Below are 15958 nucleotides of genomic sequence, written 5' to 3' on the forward strand. Positions count from 1 at the left end.
TGCCAGTCTTCTTTAACGGAAGAAGATTTGTTTGAGGGCCAACAATCAATTTAGGAATGCCTTATTGAAATGTTCCTGTTCTTATTGTAGACTGAAAGAAGTGGTGGTGGAAAGCTATCACCATTAATAGAAAAGCAGGAAAATAAAAAGGATCTTGTTGGAAGTTTAATGCTTGGAAATGTAAGCGGAATCATTTTTGTTGGAATGCTAAAAAAGGGAGTAGAGTTATGAGTAATGAAAATATCGTCTTAGCAAGAAATACAGAGCGTGCACCAAAGCATCCTCTCGCAGCCCAAACAGTCGCATTTTCCCACTATAATCATTTGTCGGCACAGTTACCTATTGAGCCAACCTCTGGACAATTGGTAGAAGGTGGCATTCGGGCCCAAGCGACACAATGTTTGAAAAATATCCAAGCGGTTGTTGAAAGTATCAACCATGTGATGAGTGACATTGTCAGAATGACCATTTTTGTCAAAGATATGCGGGATGCTGCCGCAGTTGAGGAGGTCTATGCGGCCTTTTTTACCCATTATTATCCAGCTAAAACAGTGGTCGCCGTCGCAGATTTGCCGTTAGGCGCTTCTATTCAAATGGAGGCACTTGTTTCAAATGGGGAAGGAACTATCCCTAATGCACCTCAAGCTGGGGATTTAATTAAATTAACAAATCAGACTGTTCAGGCACCAATTGATGCTCTAGCCAGTCAAACGGTCGCGTTTTCTCACTATAACAATCTGTCTGCACAATTGCCTATAGATCCTCAAACGGGCAGAGTTGTGGCTGGCTGTGTTAAAACGCAAACAAAACAATGTTTGAAAAACATAAAAGCCATTTTAACCAGTATTGATGTGCCTTTTGATGATATTGTGAAGGTCAATATTTATTTAAAAGATTTATCTAAGCTAGAAGCTGTCAATCAAGTATATGCCGCTTTTTTCCCAGATTCAGGAATTGCGCGTACGGTCAATTACATGCCAGCACGAACAGTGATTGCTGTTGCTGATTTACCAATGGGCGCGGTGGTTCAAGTAGAAGCGGTGGTTTCTCATGGGGATGGTACGCCACCACAAGCGATTGAAGATCGACATGGATTAATTATTGAAGCAAATAATACAGATCACGCACCGAAGTGTCCATTTTCGACACAAACTGTTGCTTTTTCTCATTACAACCATCTATCAGCTCAGCTACCATTGGACCCTAAAAAAAATGCGTTAGTCGCTGGCGGAATCAAGGAACAAACGACGCAATGTTTAGAAAACATCAAAGCGACTATTGAAAGTGTGGATCACAGCTTAGCTGATCTGGTGAAAGCGAATATTTTTGTGAAAGAGATTGAAGAGCTGGCGGCAGTGGATGACGTCTACCAAACGTACTTCCCTGAAGGCACGCCTGCCAGAAGAGTGATTGGTGTGACGGATTTACCAAAAGGTGCCCAGATTCAAATCGAAGCGATTGCTGGGAACGCAGAAGGTACGCCACCAATTGGCTAAACAGTAAAATAAACAAACGTCAGCTGGCTTCTGAAGCCAGCTGACGTTTTTAGTATTTAGATAAATCAGTAAAGTAAGCTAGTTGCCATTTTTGTGTTTTTTTCGCGGTTTGATTAAGGTTTTGGCACCAAGAAGGATAAAAACGGGACGCCATTTTGCCTTTTTGTTGATGCGTTTTGAGAATTTTTTGTTGGATTAAACATTCTTTTGGCAGAAGAAAGAGACCTTGCTTTTCTTGATCAGCAATGACAATTGCTAACATTTCAGGGGCTTCCGTAGCATCAAAGGCTTCGTTCTGATTTTGTTGATTTTTTTCCCAGAAGGCTGCAAAATAGCCTTCTTTTTTCGGCGTTTTTTTGGCTAAGCGACTGCGGATAAGTTGTTGCGATTCATTAACTTGACATAAAAAGCTTTCATATTCGGCATTTTGTTTTTCTTCGGAAAGCAGGGTGATTGCGCCCACTGCTTTTTCAAGTATTGGCAATGAATTCATAGGGAATGTCCTTTCTTTTCGTTTAATGTCGGTAAGAGTTCTTGGATAATGGTTAATCCTTTCGCCAATACCTCAAGCTGATTGGAGGCCAAGGAAATTCGTAAAAAAGCATCTGGCTGATTTTGCACAGTAAAGCGGCTCGAGTGAAAAAGACGTACCCCATTTTGGAGAAATTCTTGTTCAATTTGCGGCGCCGTTTTTTCGGTAGAAAGGGGAATAGTTCGATAGTACGGCAAAGGATTGCTAGGTCTAGCTAACCCAAAAATGGTATCAAATAAGTCATTGGCTTGTTTTGTTAAAGCCAATTTTTCTATCACTAATTCTTCTGCAACTGGTGAGCGTAAGACTTGGGTGACAATTTCAGCATCAAAGCCAGAAGTTTTAACGTTAATGTTAAAAATCGCACGCTCTATTTCTTGGCGAAGAAGCGGAGGGAAAACAAGGTACGCAATGCGTAAGCCTGTACAGACAAACTTTGTCATCCCCGCTAAGTAAATCGTTTGTTGAGGTAAGAGTTCTTGAAACGTTGGTAAAACTGCTTGCTGTGCATAAGTTGTTAAAAAAGAATGAATGTCATCTTCAATTACCCATAAGTGTTCTTGCTGAATGATTTCAGCTAAAGTCATTCGGCGGGCGCTAGACATTTGGAAACCAATCGGGTTATTACATGCGGGCATTAAGAAAATACCGTGTATTTTTTTCTTTTTGCATTCTTGCAGTAAATGCTCTGGGTCCATCCCCTCGGAATCATAGCCAATCGGGACGATTTCTAAATGATAAAGCTGGGCGAGTTCAATAAAATTTGAATACGTGTATCGATCTACGGCAATCCGCTGACCTGGAGAAAAAGCGGCGGCTAACGTCACGGCCAGCCCATTCTGGACACCAGATACAATGGCAACTTCTTCGGCATTGGTCCGAACGCCTTGTGTCTGAAGCCATTCGGCAGCGGTTGCTCGTTGAAAGTGCGTACCTAAAGGATCGCGATAATTTAGCAAACTGTTAAGGGCCGCATTTTTACTAACGGATTCAATAAAAGGTAAAATCCGCTGATTACACATATCAAAGGAACTAACCAGCCCTAAATCAATTAGATGGTCCGCTACTTGGTTGGTAGAGATTGTAATTGAGTGAAACGCGTTGGGAGAAACGAAAGTGCCGCTACCGATGTTGGTATAAAGTAAGCCTTTTTCCATAGCGTGTTTATAGGCTTGACCAATCGTCGTGAAATTCAGATCCAAGTAATCAGCTAATTCTCTTTGCGAAGGCAATTTCACATTTTTTTGAAGTGCACCAGATAAGATATCCGCTTCTAATTGTTGAACCAATGATTGGTAATAAGGTCTTGTTAAACGTTCTTTAACAGGGCGCCATGACAACGCATAGTTCTCATAGGAATTAATCGGCATGAGGGGAACTTCCTTTCTATAAAATTGTATTCCATACAATTATAGCATTGAGTGTATTGTTTGTCTGGTTTATGATAGCGCAAAGGGAGGAATTCAGATGGACATTATTTCTTATGAGAGGGTTATTCAACAATTGTCGTTTTCCGAAGCAATTCAAGTGATGAAACGTTGCTTTGCAGAGTTGCAAAAAGGAAAAATTTCGCAAAGTGAGCGCCATGTAGAGGTTTTACCAGATGGGGAAAATCAGAATCTTTTTGCATTAATGCCTGCTTACTTAGGAAAAAATCGCTTTTTTGGGGCAAAAATCATTACAGCTTTTCCAGAAAATCCACAAAAAAATTTGGCCTCACATCTTGGTCAAATTTTATTGTTTGATAGTTCTACTGGAAGACCAGTCGCGATGATGGACGCCAATGCGATTACGTGGCTTCGCACGGCAGCTGTTTCTGCTTTGGCAACCGATTATTTAGCAGCTCCAAAGGCAAAAAGTATCGCTTTGATTGGTGCAGGTCAACAAGCTTCATCTCATCTCGCAGCGCTACAAAGCGTTCGGGCGATTGAAAAGGTTTTTATATATGACCGCACAGCAGAACGCGCACGAAAATTAATCGCTAAGCAACAGCACAATTACCCCGAATGTACCTTTATTGGTTGTTCTTCTGTCCAAGAAGCCGTCCAGGAAGCGGAAATTATCTGTACACTAACTTCCAGTCAGGACGCATTTTTAGAAGAAAAAGACGTTTTGCCGAATGCCCATATCAATGCGATTGGCACATTCACGCCGACTTCCAGAGAATTAACAAGCGACCTTGTTAAAAACAGTCAAGTGTTTGTAGATGAGTACGCGGCTGCATTAAAAGAAAGCGGGGATCTTTTAATTCCGATTTCAGAAGGTGCCTTTTCAGCTGAAAAAATTGTAGGTTCTCTCGGCGAATTAGTCACTGGCAAAGTTAAACTAAAGGCGGAGCAGAAAGGCCGCACGATTTTTGATGCGGTTGGCTTAGCAGTTGAGGATTTGTGTTGCGCGGAATACATTTATCAAAAAATACAAGGAGAGAATTAAAATGAGTTATCCCTATTATATTGTCGATGCTTTTGCGGAGGAAGTTTTTAAAGGCAATCCCGCCGCTGTTTATGTTTTGGAAAAATGGTTGCCAGAAGCGGTGATGCAAAACATTGCGATTGAAAATAATTTGTCAGAGACTGCTTTTACGGTCAAGGAGGGACAAAGTTACGCCCTGCGCTGGTTTACGCCGGAACGAGAAATCGATCTCTGTGGACATGCTACATTAGCGACGGCTTTTGTGTTATTTAACTATTATTCCGTTGCGGAAGAAACACTCCATTTTACTAGTCAAAGTGGACCGCTCGCAGTGACCAAAAAAGAGGAATACTATTATCTAGATTTTCCTTATATCCTACCGGAAAGGATTCCAATTTTGCCAGAGTATGAAGCCGCTTTAGGCACGAAAATTTATGAAGCTTATTTGGGTCGCGATTTATTTTTTGTCTTAAAAGACGAAGAGACAGTGGCAAAAATCACACCAGATTTTTCTGCATTAAAAGCATTGGATTTAGGAGTAGGAGTCATTGTAACGGCATCAGGAGACTCGGTGGATTTTGTTTCACGAACTTTTTTCCCGAAACTAAGAATTAACGAAGACCCAGTTTGTGGTTCTGCGCACGCCAATTTAATTCCTTATTGGGGAAAACGGCTCAATCAAACGACCCTTTCGGCCTATCAAGTGTCCCCAAGAGGCGGCTTTTTAACTTGTGAAGTGAAAGAAAATCGAGTCATTATTGGTGGTACTGCTAAACTATTTGCAAAAGGAGAAGCTTACTTGTTTGTATAAAAAGTACACCGACCGCTAGCAATTCGTCGTTAGCGGTCGGTGTACTTTTTAAATAGAATAGTTGCGAGAAACAAAGGGAACTTCTTCACCATTTTCGAGCTGATTTAGATACAAAGCTAACATGAAAAAGTAACCTGAGAGTAAGTTGACTACATCATACAGCTGCGGATCAATTTTTTTACCACCATAGTCCATGCGATAAAGTAAACGAACAATATCTTTGGCTTTGGCTCTTAAAATGTGTGCATAAGAGGAACAGATTGTGCCCATCGGTAAAACAAAAGGACGATTTTCTTCGTATGTCAGTTCATTCATAGCATTGACACGTTCCAAAAGCCATGCTATTTCTTCCTCTGTGACTGTTAATTTTGTTCGGGTCGTTGGATTGACATGGTAGATTAACTCGCAAATTTTGGCTAGTTCTTCTGTTAGTGCAGGCTGTTCAGGGACGTCTAATTGTTGCACGTATCCTCGTAGAAGACCTGTCATCGAGGCCAATTCATCAGTCATTAATTCAAAATCACATCGTAAATCTTCTGGTTTAGAAGATAGATACGGGTACGCTTCATACGGACTGCGGTACATTTTTTCCATTCAATTTCCCTACTTTCTAAAAATAAAAAGCCCTCAAAAAGAATGCACGAAAGCCAATCTTTTTGAGCGCCGTTGCTCGACTGTTCACAGTACACCATTGTACTTGCTAAGGTAATCATAGCCAAGAGTGAAGGGAGAGTCAAGGGGGAATCAAAGTTGGAGAAAGAAAATGAAGCTAAGAATTACCAGAAGTAAACCAATCAATAAACTGACAAGACCAGAAAGTTGACCTAATCGTTGTTGGGTAGAAGAAGGTTGATCGGTAACAGTGAGCAAACTTGAGAAAAAGTTCATTTTTTTCACGAGTATTAAATACGCAACAATAAGCAAAAGAATACCCGAAAAAAGGTACGAAAGGGGCTCAGAAATAAATTTTTGGGCACGAAGTAAAAAAATTCCTATGAAGAGGACAACAAAACCATACTTAAGAAAAGTTTCTTTCGACATGTTGAAATCGCTTCCTTTTAATTGATGAATTTTATTAATAGTCACTATTCTTATGATTAAATTATAGGACTTTGAGGGCGGTGGAGCAAAGGAAAAATGGAGAATGGTGGGAGGAAAGTGTGATAACACAAAAGAAAACCCGCTAGAAAACCTAATTTATAGGTTTTCTAGCGGGTTGATTGTTATTCCCTCCCAAAAGCCAACAACTTTGGTAATAGGAGAGGTGATATTTATGCAGATGTAAAGTAATTTAAAATAGGCATGTTCATTTAGAATATTATCAACTAAGGTTAAATAAGTCTTTAGATATTTAGGTTTTATAAAATAAAATATTTCAACATCAGTAATGATTTTGGTAATAGGGCTTTTCCAATAATTACATAATAATTATTTCGTAGAAACTTAATTTTATCACCAAAAATTAGTTGATTATAAAGAAACTTTTCATTCGGACTTGTATTAAGGGTTTGTGATTAAAAACATATTGTTACTATTCAAACTATGAACAACACAATTCCCATTTAAGTTATATGAATTATACAAGTATCATTTTGTTTTCTAGGACATGCGGTACGGAAGAAACACCATCTAGGTTCTATTGATTTTTGCGAAAGCCAAATCATTAACAAAACACCTCTCTTTCAGTTAGTTACCTTCTAATCTCCAACACCAGTACAGAGGGTTACAACCATTATACTGAGTACAAACTCTTATGACACATGCACCTCTAGGTTTAATTTCGTTATAGTCTTTTAACCAATTCATATTCATATGCTCCTTTCCTATTGTTTAAAGATTGATATAACAAGATTTATTCCAACACCATCTCCATGCGCAACCCCCATTATTTGGACAAGAAACTGAGATACAAGTTTTAATTCCGCAAGTTAAACCTGAACAATTGCCACGCAGTGAAGGTTCACTAAAATTTAACCAATTCATTTCAAATTCCTCCTTTCTATTTAATTATGAAAAATATAATAGTAGGCAGAAAAATGACTACTATTAAAATAACAAAAATAATTAATAAAATTTTAAGAATCTTGTTCATCATTTATTCCTCCTATATTTAACAATTTAAAGTTTTAAAATCGAGTAAGAACTTTTTACATTTAATTTTTGATGAGAAGAAATAACAACAATTTTTTCTTTTGATAACTCTTCAACAAAGTTTGTGATTAATTTGGCGTTGTAAGCATCTAAGGACGATATTATTTCATCAAAAATAAAAATATCTGGATTAGTTAGTGCAGCCCTAGCTATACATAATCTTTGTGCCTGTCCACCAGAGATAGTTTCACCACCCTTATAGATGTAAGTATCATAACCATTTTCTAACTTGCTAATAAATTCATGCAAATTTAGTTTTTTGCAGATATCAATAATTTCTTCTTGAGTAATATTTTTGTTGTATAATTTCAAATTATTAGAAATAGTTTCTGAGAAAATAAGACTTTCTTGAGTCACGTAGCATATTATTTTCCTATATTCTTTATTTGGAATATTTTGTATGTTAACTGTATCAAAAAAGATCTGTCCTGAATAACTTGTTATTAGTTTGGTCAGTATATTAAATAATGTAGTTTTTCCAGAGCCGCTTTCTCCACTAACTAAGTTAATACTACCACTACGAAATTCAAAATTCAGATTCTTTAATATATGTTTGCTGTCTACATAGTAATTCAAATTATTTATTAGGACAGTATGAATATTTTCGGTCTTAATATAATTCTCTTCAACTACCTTAAAATGATACTTACCGTTTGTTGTTATATTATGGATTCTTTCTAAGGAGACAAGCATATTTTGAATACTGCTATTTATTTTTGTTAGGCTTAATGCCGATTGCTTGAACTTTTCGGAATAGGAATTGAAAGATATCAGGGAACCTAAAGTAAATGTCCCCATGAATATCATATAAATTCCTAAGATGAGAACTACCATATTATTTATGAACAAGACAATTTGAAGTAGAATTTCGGATTTTGTTTCAATTAGTATTTTTGTAATACCTATATCATAAATATTTCTGATTTTGCTAGTGAAGTGGTTACCCCGATCAGTCTCTTTATTGAAAATTTTTAGCAATTTAAAATTATTGAGAGATTCTGTGATAAATGAAATATAGTCATCATGTTCATTTTTCAATTCCAGTTGTTTTTTTCTCAATTTTTTTCCTGTGAAATAATATATAAAACTTGTAATTGGAAAAATCAATATGAAAATGATGCTTAGTGTAGAGTTTAAGAACAGCATAATTCCAATTGTAATGAAAAAACTTAAAATATCTATGATCATACTTAAAAGAGTAGATAAAATATTTGAAAAAACCATAGCATCTTCTTCAATAAGGTTTAACAATTTACCGTCGTTATTTATTAGAAAATCTTTGTAGGACATCTTAAAAATAGAGTTGAAAATTTTTTTTTTCATATCAATTTCTATCTTACTGACTATTTCAATTGTTTTTTTGTTCTTAATATATAAGAAAAACATTGAGAAAACAAAGAAAGTAGCCATGAATAAAAGATTATTAACTATTGCTAAATTTGAAAATGTTGTTACACCATCTATTACTTTTCCTAAGAAAAATGGTTGAGTAAGATTTATTAAATTTGCCATTATTGTTGCAAACAATAATGAGGAAAATTCCCATTTTGATAGATCTAGTTCTAAAATATATTTGAAAACTAAACTGATTTCTTTTTTCATTAACCATCTACCATCTGATTTGAATATACTAGCTCAATTAGTTTTTCTGCATTGTAGCGTATAGAATTACATTTTCTTTCAGAATTAATTGTTATATAAGGACATCCTCCCATACATGCTGGCAGTACCTTACACTCCATACATTTTTTATCAGTAATTGCTTCATAATTCAAGTATTCAACCATAACATTATTATACAAGGGACCTTCAACAACATTTCCAACAGCTTTTTCTTTTCTACCAATTTCATTCCAACATTTATACAAATCGCCTAGTGGATCAATTACATAATTATTCAATGAAATAGCACCACAAATCCCTAAATTTTGACCAGGAATATTTATTAAATTAAATCCTCGTTTAAGTGCTTCAATATAGAAATTGAACTCTTCCTCTGAGAATTCTTTATCGCTAAAACATTGTGGATTAGGCTTTTGCGAAGCGCTATCATCTACTGCAGCGATATAAAAACCTAATTTATTTCGAAGACCTTCTTCTTCTAAAATATCTAAAATTTCATGAACTCTAGATATATTAGTGCGGTCTACGTTTACTCGAATAACTATCTCCAAAAGATCATATGAATTTTTGATATTTTCTAATATGGTATTGAAAGTTTTTTTACCATTCCTAGGAACTCTACGAGTATCGTGGATATCTGGGGGTCCATCTAACGTAATTTGAGCAGTTTTAACCCCTAAACTGGCTAATAATTCTGCATTTTTTCTAGACAGGTAGAATCCATTTGTAATTATATCTGCTTGATAGCTTTCTTTTAAAGATTCATTTTCAAACAATTTGTTAGTAATTCTTTCGATATTTTTAATGCCCAATAATGGTTCTCCACCATACCAACAAATACCAAAAGGAGTATTTTGTATGTAAAAATTTTTTATGAATTCTATTGTTTCATTCTCGATTGTTTGAGTCATTGTATTATATCTAACTCCTTCTTCAAAACAGTAAGGACATGCAAAATTACATTTCATTGTGGGAGCAATAGTAAAACTAATTCCTTGAGTGTTGAAACGAGTCGCATTGTTTAGTACCTTTAGTTGTGACACTTCATCTACTTCATCTGAAACAAGCATACTTCCTTTAGTCAATTCTTTCTCTAAATCTTTTTTATTACATTTTTTTCCTTTTTTTAAATTAAGATATTCATTTTTATATTCATTGTTAAGAAATAGAACACCAGAAGAAAAAGTATTATAAACTATGATTCCATCTGGAATTTCTTTTTCAATATTAAATGTAGATAATTTCACAATGATCACTCCAATCCAGCTAGAATTTCTAAAAATAAAGTTAGTTAATAATTAATAAAACAATTACCGTTGTATGAAGAGCATTTTCTGATTTTGCAGTTAGCGCTGTTACTTGTACAATTGAATAATGTACACGTTATAACACCTCTTTTTTCTATTTTTGTTTCTTCAGTAAGCCATTTCATAGTAAAAACCTCCTTTTTTTATATATTACACAAGAAAGCGATTTCAGTCAATACTGTAATGATATTTTCTTCTGTATTTTATTTTTTTAAAATAATTCACAAAAATTTTATTATTAAAATGAGATGTTTTAGATGATATTTTAAGAAATGTAATTTGTTTTTTTATTTAATGACTTTGATCAGCCAAAATCTCTAAAGAGTTTTCGATAAAAAAACACGCATACTGCGCGTGGAGGTCAGAGCTTTAGCGATAAAAACTCCTTTCGATATAATAGATAAAGGCTACCAACCGTTATCAAATCGAAAGGAGTTTTTGAATGTCGAACGACGATAAAAGTTTAGCACATACTCGTTGGAATTGTAAGTATCATCTTGTGTTTACACCAAAATATAGAAGAAAAGTAATCTATGGTCAATTGAGGCGAGATATAGGGAAAATACTAAGAAAATTGTGTGAAATGAAAGAAGTCGAAATCGTTGAAGCGCATGCAATGCCCGACCATATCCATATGTTGGTAAGAATTCCACCGAAGTTGAGTGTATCAGGTTTTATGGGTTTCTTAAAAGGAAGAAGTGCAGTAGTCATTCATGAACGTCATGCGAATTTAAAATACAATTATGGAAATCGATATTTTTGGTCAAAAGGCTATTATGTGAGCGCTGTAGGACTGAACAAAAAAACGATAGCTAAGTATATACGAGGACAAGAAGCAGAAGATCGAGTAAGGGATAGTATAAACAAAAGAAAGTATAAAGATCCATTTAGGAAGTAACAACTAGATAAGAATAGAAAGTATAGTATTGATTGCTTTTATTTTTTCAGCATTTGATAATAATTCGTAATGTGATACGTAAAAGTCATAGTTATATGTTTGACCATCGATCCAGTTTTTAGGTTGATCGGTGACTGAATTAGATAGATCAAATTCATTTTCATCTAATCCCAAATTTTTTGTTGCTGGCTGATAGGATTCGCCTTTCTTAATCGTTTTGTAATATACGTTATCGACATAAATTTTCATATTGAATGTATCAACTAATTCTACTTTTTTGTAATCAAAACTGATTGTAGTATTATTATTTACTATGACAGATTTTACATTATATTCGTTTAAGATGTAGCCGCTAATTTCTTCCGCAAAGACTGTGTACTGCTTGCCTTTTTCAATCATTTCACTTTTAGTCTTTATAACTTTACCTTCACAAATTACATTTACAGTCACCTTATATTTAGTGACAGGCGTTGGCTTTGTCGATTCCTTTTTAGTACCGTACCATGCTATTCATTCATTTCTCCAGCCAACTTTTAACAGCTTTTTTTGTTCTGCATAGTTTACCGTGTAACTTTGGGAACTAGCTTTTGCATTTTGATTATACGCACGATATAGTGGTACAGTTTTTTCGTGTCTGAATACCATCCGATTCTCTAATACTTCCAACCAACTTTATTAAAATGATTCTTTTCATTAGTGTTTGCCGTGTAAAAATGCTCTCCGCTGTTTGGGTTGTACAAACGATGCAAACATTGCTAAGCTTAAATATAAAAGTGTCACTAATTTTTTCCTTTTCATTTTTCGTACTCCATTTCTAAATTAACAACTGATGTAATCATATCAAAAAAAGTACTAATAAATTTATTTAATGTCTAATAAAAGGTCTTTTGATTTCTAAACAAAATGGTGAAATACCTTTAATCTTGATTGAGAGAGTTTAAAGGGGATAGCCATTATGAAATTAGAACAGGAAATAGTGAATCGTATTAGAGAACTCAGAACTTCTAAAAACATGACTCAAGAACAGTTAGCTGATAAAATTGGGTTTGCTGTTTCGTACTTGGGTAGGATTGAATGAGGGAAGTCTGCAAACATTCAAATAAGTACACTGGAAAAAATTATCGAAGCCCTTGATGGAGATTATCCAGCTTTCTTTTCATTTGGAACAACAACTAATAGAGAAGCTGCTGTTATTCACGCTCTATCTTTATCAAAGAATAAAGATGAACTGCTCAATATTATTGAAAGAATTGTTAATATTGAGCAAAAATAGATTGTAGAGACTGTAAATATTGGCGGTTTTTTTATTGTGCATATACATGAGATAGAGAATAAATTTTTGCTGAGGTTTATGCTTCTAAATGCTTTTTTCCTGTTAATAATGGAAAAACGTTTCATTTATTGTGGTATAATAATAATAGTTATTTAAAAAGGTGAATGATATTATCTCTAATAGTAGAGGAGTCTTAAGGGAGGAATTATTATGAAATTATCAATTGTTAATTTTTCGGATGTTCATTTTATGGCAGGAAATAATTCTATATTAGAAAAAAAACAGCAATTGATCAAGGCAATAGCTTCTAGAATTAATAGTAGTGAAAAAAAATTATTTCTAATGAATGGAGATTCTGCATTTAGTGGAAAACAGGAAGAATATGATGTTGCATTTGATTTTTTTTCGGATGTTATTTTTGAATTTGAAGGAACTGATTTTTTATGTGTTCCGGGTAATCATGATTGCAATTTTAGTGTTATGGATTCAGTAATAAGAGAAACCATTTTAGAAAGAATAAAAGATAATGAAGACAAAAGAGAGAATTTGATCCAAAAAATTACATTACAAGATCATTATGATGATTATTTCTCCAAGTTTATGGAGTTCTGGGAATCTAGTGAATTAATATCAGACTTTCCTATTTTCAAAGTCGTGAATTTCTCAATAAATGAAGACCAAAAAATAAAAATTAATTTAATAAATACCGCTTGGGATTCTACATTACATGAAAATGCAGGAACTAAGTATATGCCGATGACTGAACTTCAAGGGCTAGAATATGATAATGATGCTCTTTTCAATTTTTCTATTATTCATCATCCTACTCACTGGTTAGAGCCAAATAACAAAAGAGAATTTGATCACCTTTTAGAAAATGTTTCTGATTTTATATTTACTGGGCACGAACACCAAGAGTCACAAATTTCTAAAATATCACCGTTAGGAGAAACAATAATTCTCGAAGGAAATGTACTTCAAGAAAATTCTGATCCTAAAATCAGTGGATTTAATATTATTACTATAGAAATAGAAAATTCAATTGTTGTAAACATCGATTTGGAACAATTTGCTTGGGATTCTCAACAAAATATGTATATTGTAAATGATTTCGAGGAGATAAAAATAGATACAATGCGTCGAAGAATTAACCATGCCTCTACAGGTGAAAATAATCGATTCTTTATAAAAGAAAGCATGTCAAAATTTATTAATGATTTAGGTGCGTATGTTGTTCATCCAAGACATGGGAATTTGTTACTGAACGATATCTTTGTATATCCTGATTTTGAAAATTCTCTTGAAGAGAAAAAAAATAAGCAAGATATGAAGGCTTCACATTTACTTAATGAAATAGGTGATGATAAAGGCGTTTGGTTTATTGAAGGAGATAAAGAATCAGGTAAAACCACTTTATTAAAAAAAATGTATCGTGATTTTCATGAGAAAGAATGGGTTCCAGTATTTTTAGATGGTGAAAAAATTAGTGATATCCCCGTATTAAAAAAAATAGAACAACTCATAAAAAAGGAGTTCTCCAGACAATATGAGGGAAATATGTATGAGCATTTTTTGCAATTTGATATATCTAAAAAGATTTTGTTATTGGATAATTGGGATCGAGTAGACTTAAATAAAATTGGAAAAAAAGAGCTTGTAAAAATTTTTACCAAATTTTTTTCTACAATAATTATAGTTGCAGAAAGTATACCTAATAATACTTCTGATATTTTAGGACTTAATGATGAGCTTGAAAGTAGAATTAAATTTATTGAAATAAAAAAATTTGGATTTAAAAAAAGAGAAGAATTAGTTGATAAATGGATTCGTTTTGGAAATGAGTATGTAAAAGAAGAAAAGGATATAATATTTGATATTGATAAATATACTAAACAGATAGATGAAGTTATAGGGAAGAGCTATGTGCCTCAAGTTCCTTTATACATTTTAATCATACTTCAATCTATAGATAGTGGCCGTGATTTATCAGATTTTAATAGTCAATCAAATGGTTACTATTACGAGTTACTAATAAAACAACTAATTAATGACGTTGGTATAAACAATAATGAAATGGCTCTATTGCACAATTATTTGAGTTATTTTGGATATAAAGTTTTCTCAAATAATGAAAAATCTCTAAGCTATTCTGAATGGCATGATTTTCACGAAAATTACTTGGAAAAATATGAACTAGATTCTCAAACTATGTCGTTTGAATACTACAAAAAAAGGCTTATCAAGAGTAGAATTATAAAAGAATTTTCAGAAGGGAGATACACGTTTACTTATAATTATGCATTGTATTTTTTTGTTGCACAGTACTTGTCAAACAACATATCAGAAGATCTAATTAAAAATATTATAGTAGATTTGATTCAGAAAATAAATGTCGAAATAAATGCGAATGTATTGATATTTTTGACGCATTTATCAAAAGATGAATTTATCTTGAATACTGTTGTTGAAGTATCAAATAAATTATTGGCAGATTTTCCTGAATTAAGAATGGAAGATGATATAATAGAGTTAAACCAGTTAATGACCGAACTACCAACTTTAGTTTTTGAAAATACAAATGTATCAGATAATAGATCGAATTATAATAGAGTAAGAGACTCAAATGATAATGAGGAAAAGCATTTTATTGAAACTGCTGAGAATGGTAAATCAGAGATTAGTGAGGAAACAGATACAGAAAGCTCATTAACTGAAAAAAATGAAATTCTTGTTGAAATGGACAAGGCACAAAAAATATCAGAAGTTATAGGTCAAATTTTGAAAAATTATTCTGGAAGCATAATTAAGGAGACTAAGCGAGACTTATTAGAGTCTGCATATAGTGTTACCTTACGAGCGGGAAGTAATTTAATCAATATTGTGAAATCTGAAAAAGATGAACTTGTTTACTTTATTTCAGAAAAAATAGTTGAAGATGGAGTTATTGAACCTAGTAATCAAAGGGAAGTAGAAGCTGCGGCAAAAAGAATACTCTTCAAGTTTGTAGAGATGATTTGTTTCTCTATAATTCATAAAAGCATTAAGGATACTGGTAGTAGTTCCCTTAAAATTACCTATAAAAATTTGATAACGACCGATTTAAGTATGATAAAAAAATTAATAATTAGTGGTAGTTATTTAGAAACGATGTACATTGATCCAAGCACAAGCTATATACACGAAGTTTTCCAAGAAACAGAGAAAAATTTAATGTCTAGATCAATTCTTCAACAGATGGCAGCTAAATACATGTATCTATTTGAGTTAAGTCCACAAGAAAGACAGAAAATAGCAAGTAGATTTGAAATTAGGTATGATCCTATTGTAAAAGCAAGATTGGATCATAAGAGATAAATTTTTGGATTCAAAGTTTCGAATGCAGAAAATTCATAGCTTTCAATATACTGCCAAAGTTATGGGTTATCAACTCAATATTTTAAGTAATAGAGCGTTTC

15 protein-coding genes are annotated in these 15958 nt (G+C 33.6%); 6 read left to right on the forward strand and 9 right to left on the reverse strand.

The features are described 5' to 3' along the window. Positions 1 to 227: 227 nt before the first annotated feature. Complete coding sequence (locus tag IGI80_RS04050; RefSeq protein WP_438722711.1) at positions 228 to 1496, forward strand: RidA family protein; 1269 nt, start codon at positions 228 to 230, stop codon at positions 1494 to 1496. Positions 1497 to 1545: 49 nt separating this feature from the next. Here the strand turns inward: IGI80_RS04050 and IGI80_RS04055 are convergent, their stop codons facing one another. Continuing rightward, positions 1546 to 1989, reverse strand: coding sequence for a MepB family protein (locus IGI80_RS04055; RefSeq protein WP_202522270.1), 444 nt, complete (start codon positions 1987 to 1989; stop codon positions 1546 to 1548). Next, on the reverse strand, positions 1986 to 3398 hold the full coding sequence (locus IGI80_RS04060) for a PLP-dependent aminotransferase family protein (RefSeq protein ID WP_002373794.1): 1413 nt from the start codon (positions 3396 to 3398) through the stop codon (positions 1986 to 1988). The genes IGI80_RS04055 and IGI80_RS04060 overlap by 4 nt, the downstream gene beginning before the upstream one ends. A gap of 97 nt (positions 3399 to 3495) precedes the next feature. On the opposite strand from IGI80_RS04060, the gene IGI80_RS04065 reads away from it, so the two are divergent. Together IGI80_RS04065 and IGI80_RS04070 are read left to right on the forward strand one after the other, a co-directional pair. Continuing rightward, entirely contained in the window at positions 3496 to 4461 is a 966-nt protein-coding gene (locus IGI80_RS04065; RefSeq protein WP_002359267.1) for an ornithine cyclodeaminase family protein, read from the forward strand. 1 nt (position 4462) lies between these two features. Then, complete coding sequence (locus IGI80_RS04070) at positions 4463 to 5251, forward strand: PhzF family phenazine biosynthesis protein (RefSeq protein ID WP_002379870.1); 789 nt, start codon at positions 4463 to 4465, stop codon at positions 5249 to 5251. Between the two features lie 48 nt (positions 5252 to 5299). Here the strand turns inward: IGI80_RS04070 and IGI80_RS04075 are convergent, their stop codons facing one another. The 4 genes from IGI80_RS04075 to IGI80_RS04090 form a co-directional block, all read right to left on the reverse strand. Beyond that, entirely contained in the window at positions 5300 to 5845 is a 546-nt protein-coding gene (locus tag IGI80_RS04075) for an ATP:cob(I)alamin adenosyltransferase (RefSeq protein ID WP_002385445.1), read from the reverse strand. A gap of 150 nt (positions 5846 to 5995) precedes the next feature. Then, entirely contained in the window at positions 5996 to 6337 is a 342-nt protein-coding gene (locus IGI80_RS04080; RefSeq protein WP_048941941.1) for a hypothetical protein, read from the reverse strand. 1032 nt (positions 6338 to 7369) lie between these two features. Next, the gene (locus tag IGI80_RS04085; RefSeq protein ID WP_002356147.1) at positions 7370 to 9004 is read right to left on the reverse strand and encodes an ABC transporter ATP-binding protein; all 1635 of its coding nucleotides are present in this window, start codon (positions 9002 to 9004) and stop codon (positions 7370 to 7372) included. Next, positions 9004 to 10272 carry a radical SAM/SPASM domain-containing protein gene (locus IGI80_RS04090; RefSeq protein ID WP_002356149.1) on the reverse strand — a complete coding sequence of 423 codons (1269 nt, stop codon included), beginning with the start codon at positions 10270 to 10272 and terminating at the stop codon, positions 9004 to 9006. The genes IGI80_RS04085 and IGI80_RS04090 overlap by 1 nt, the downstream gene beginning before the upstream one ends. A gap of 502 nt (positions 10273 to 10774) precedes the next feature. On the opposite strand from IGI80_RS04090, the gene tnpA reads away from it, so the two are divergent. Next, on the forward strand, positions 10775 to 11230 hold the full coding sequence (gene tnpA, locus IGI80_RS04095) for an IS200/IS605 family transposase (RefSeq protein ID WP_002356150.1): 456 nt from the start codon (positions 10775 to 10777) through the stop codon (positions 11228 to 11230). Between the two features lie 3 nt (positions 11231 to 11233). Here tnpA and IGI80_RS04100 read toward each other — a convergent pair whose 3' ends face one another. The 3 genes from IGI80_RS04100 to IGI80_RS04110 all read right to left on the reverse strand — a co-directional run bounded on the left by IGI80_RS04100 (position 11234) and on the right by IGI80_RS04110 (position 11979). After that, a complete protein-coding gene (locus IGI80_RS04100) occupies positions 11234 to 11629 on the reverse strand; it encodes a hypothetical protein (protein ID WP_048941381.1) in 396 nt (131 codons plus the stop codon). Positions 11630 to 11740: 111 nt separating this feature from the next. Beyond that, positions 11741 to 11875 (reverse strand): hypothetical protein, encoded by a 135-nt coding sequence (locus tag IGI80_RS04105; protein WP_002385439.1) that lies wholly within the window; start codon positions 11873 to 11875, stop codon positions 11741 to 11743. Positions 11876 to 11883: 8 nt separating this feature from the next. Next, entirely contained in the window at positions 11884 to 11979 is a 96-nt protein-coding gene (locus IGI80_RS04110; RefSeq protein WP_221887222.1) for a hypothetical protein, read from the reverse strand. Between the two features lie 206 nt (positions 11980 to 12185). Here IGI80_RS04110 and IGI80_RS04115 point away from each other — a divergent pair, with 206 nt between their 5' ends. Continuing rightward, positions 12186 to 12308, forward strand: a complete 123-nt coding sequence (locus IGI80_RS04115) for a helix-turn-helix domain-containing protein (protein WP_002356153.1) — start codon at positions 12186 to 12188, stop codon at positions 12306 to 12308. Between the two features lie 405 nt (positions 12309 to 12713). Continuing rightward, entirely contained in the window at positions 12714 to 15857 is a 3144-nt protein-coding gene (locus IGI80_RS04120) for an STAND family AAA ATPase (protein ID WP_173973679.1), read from the forward strand. Positions 15858 to 15958 lie beyond the last annotated feature (101 nt).

Origin of the sequence: Enterococcus sp. DIV1420a, assembly GCF_051712165.1 — a bacterium.
In the GTDB taxonomy this organism is placed as follows: Bacteria; Bacillota; Bacilli; order Lactobacillales; family Enterococcaceae; genus Enterococcus; species Enterococcus faecalis.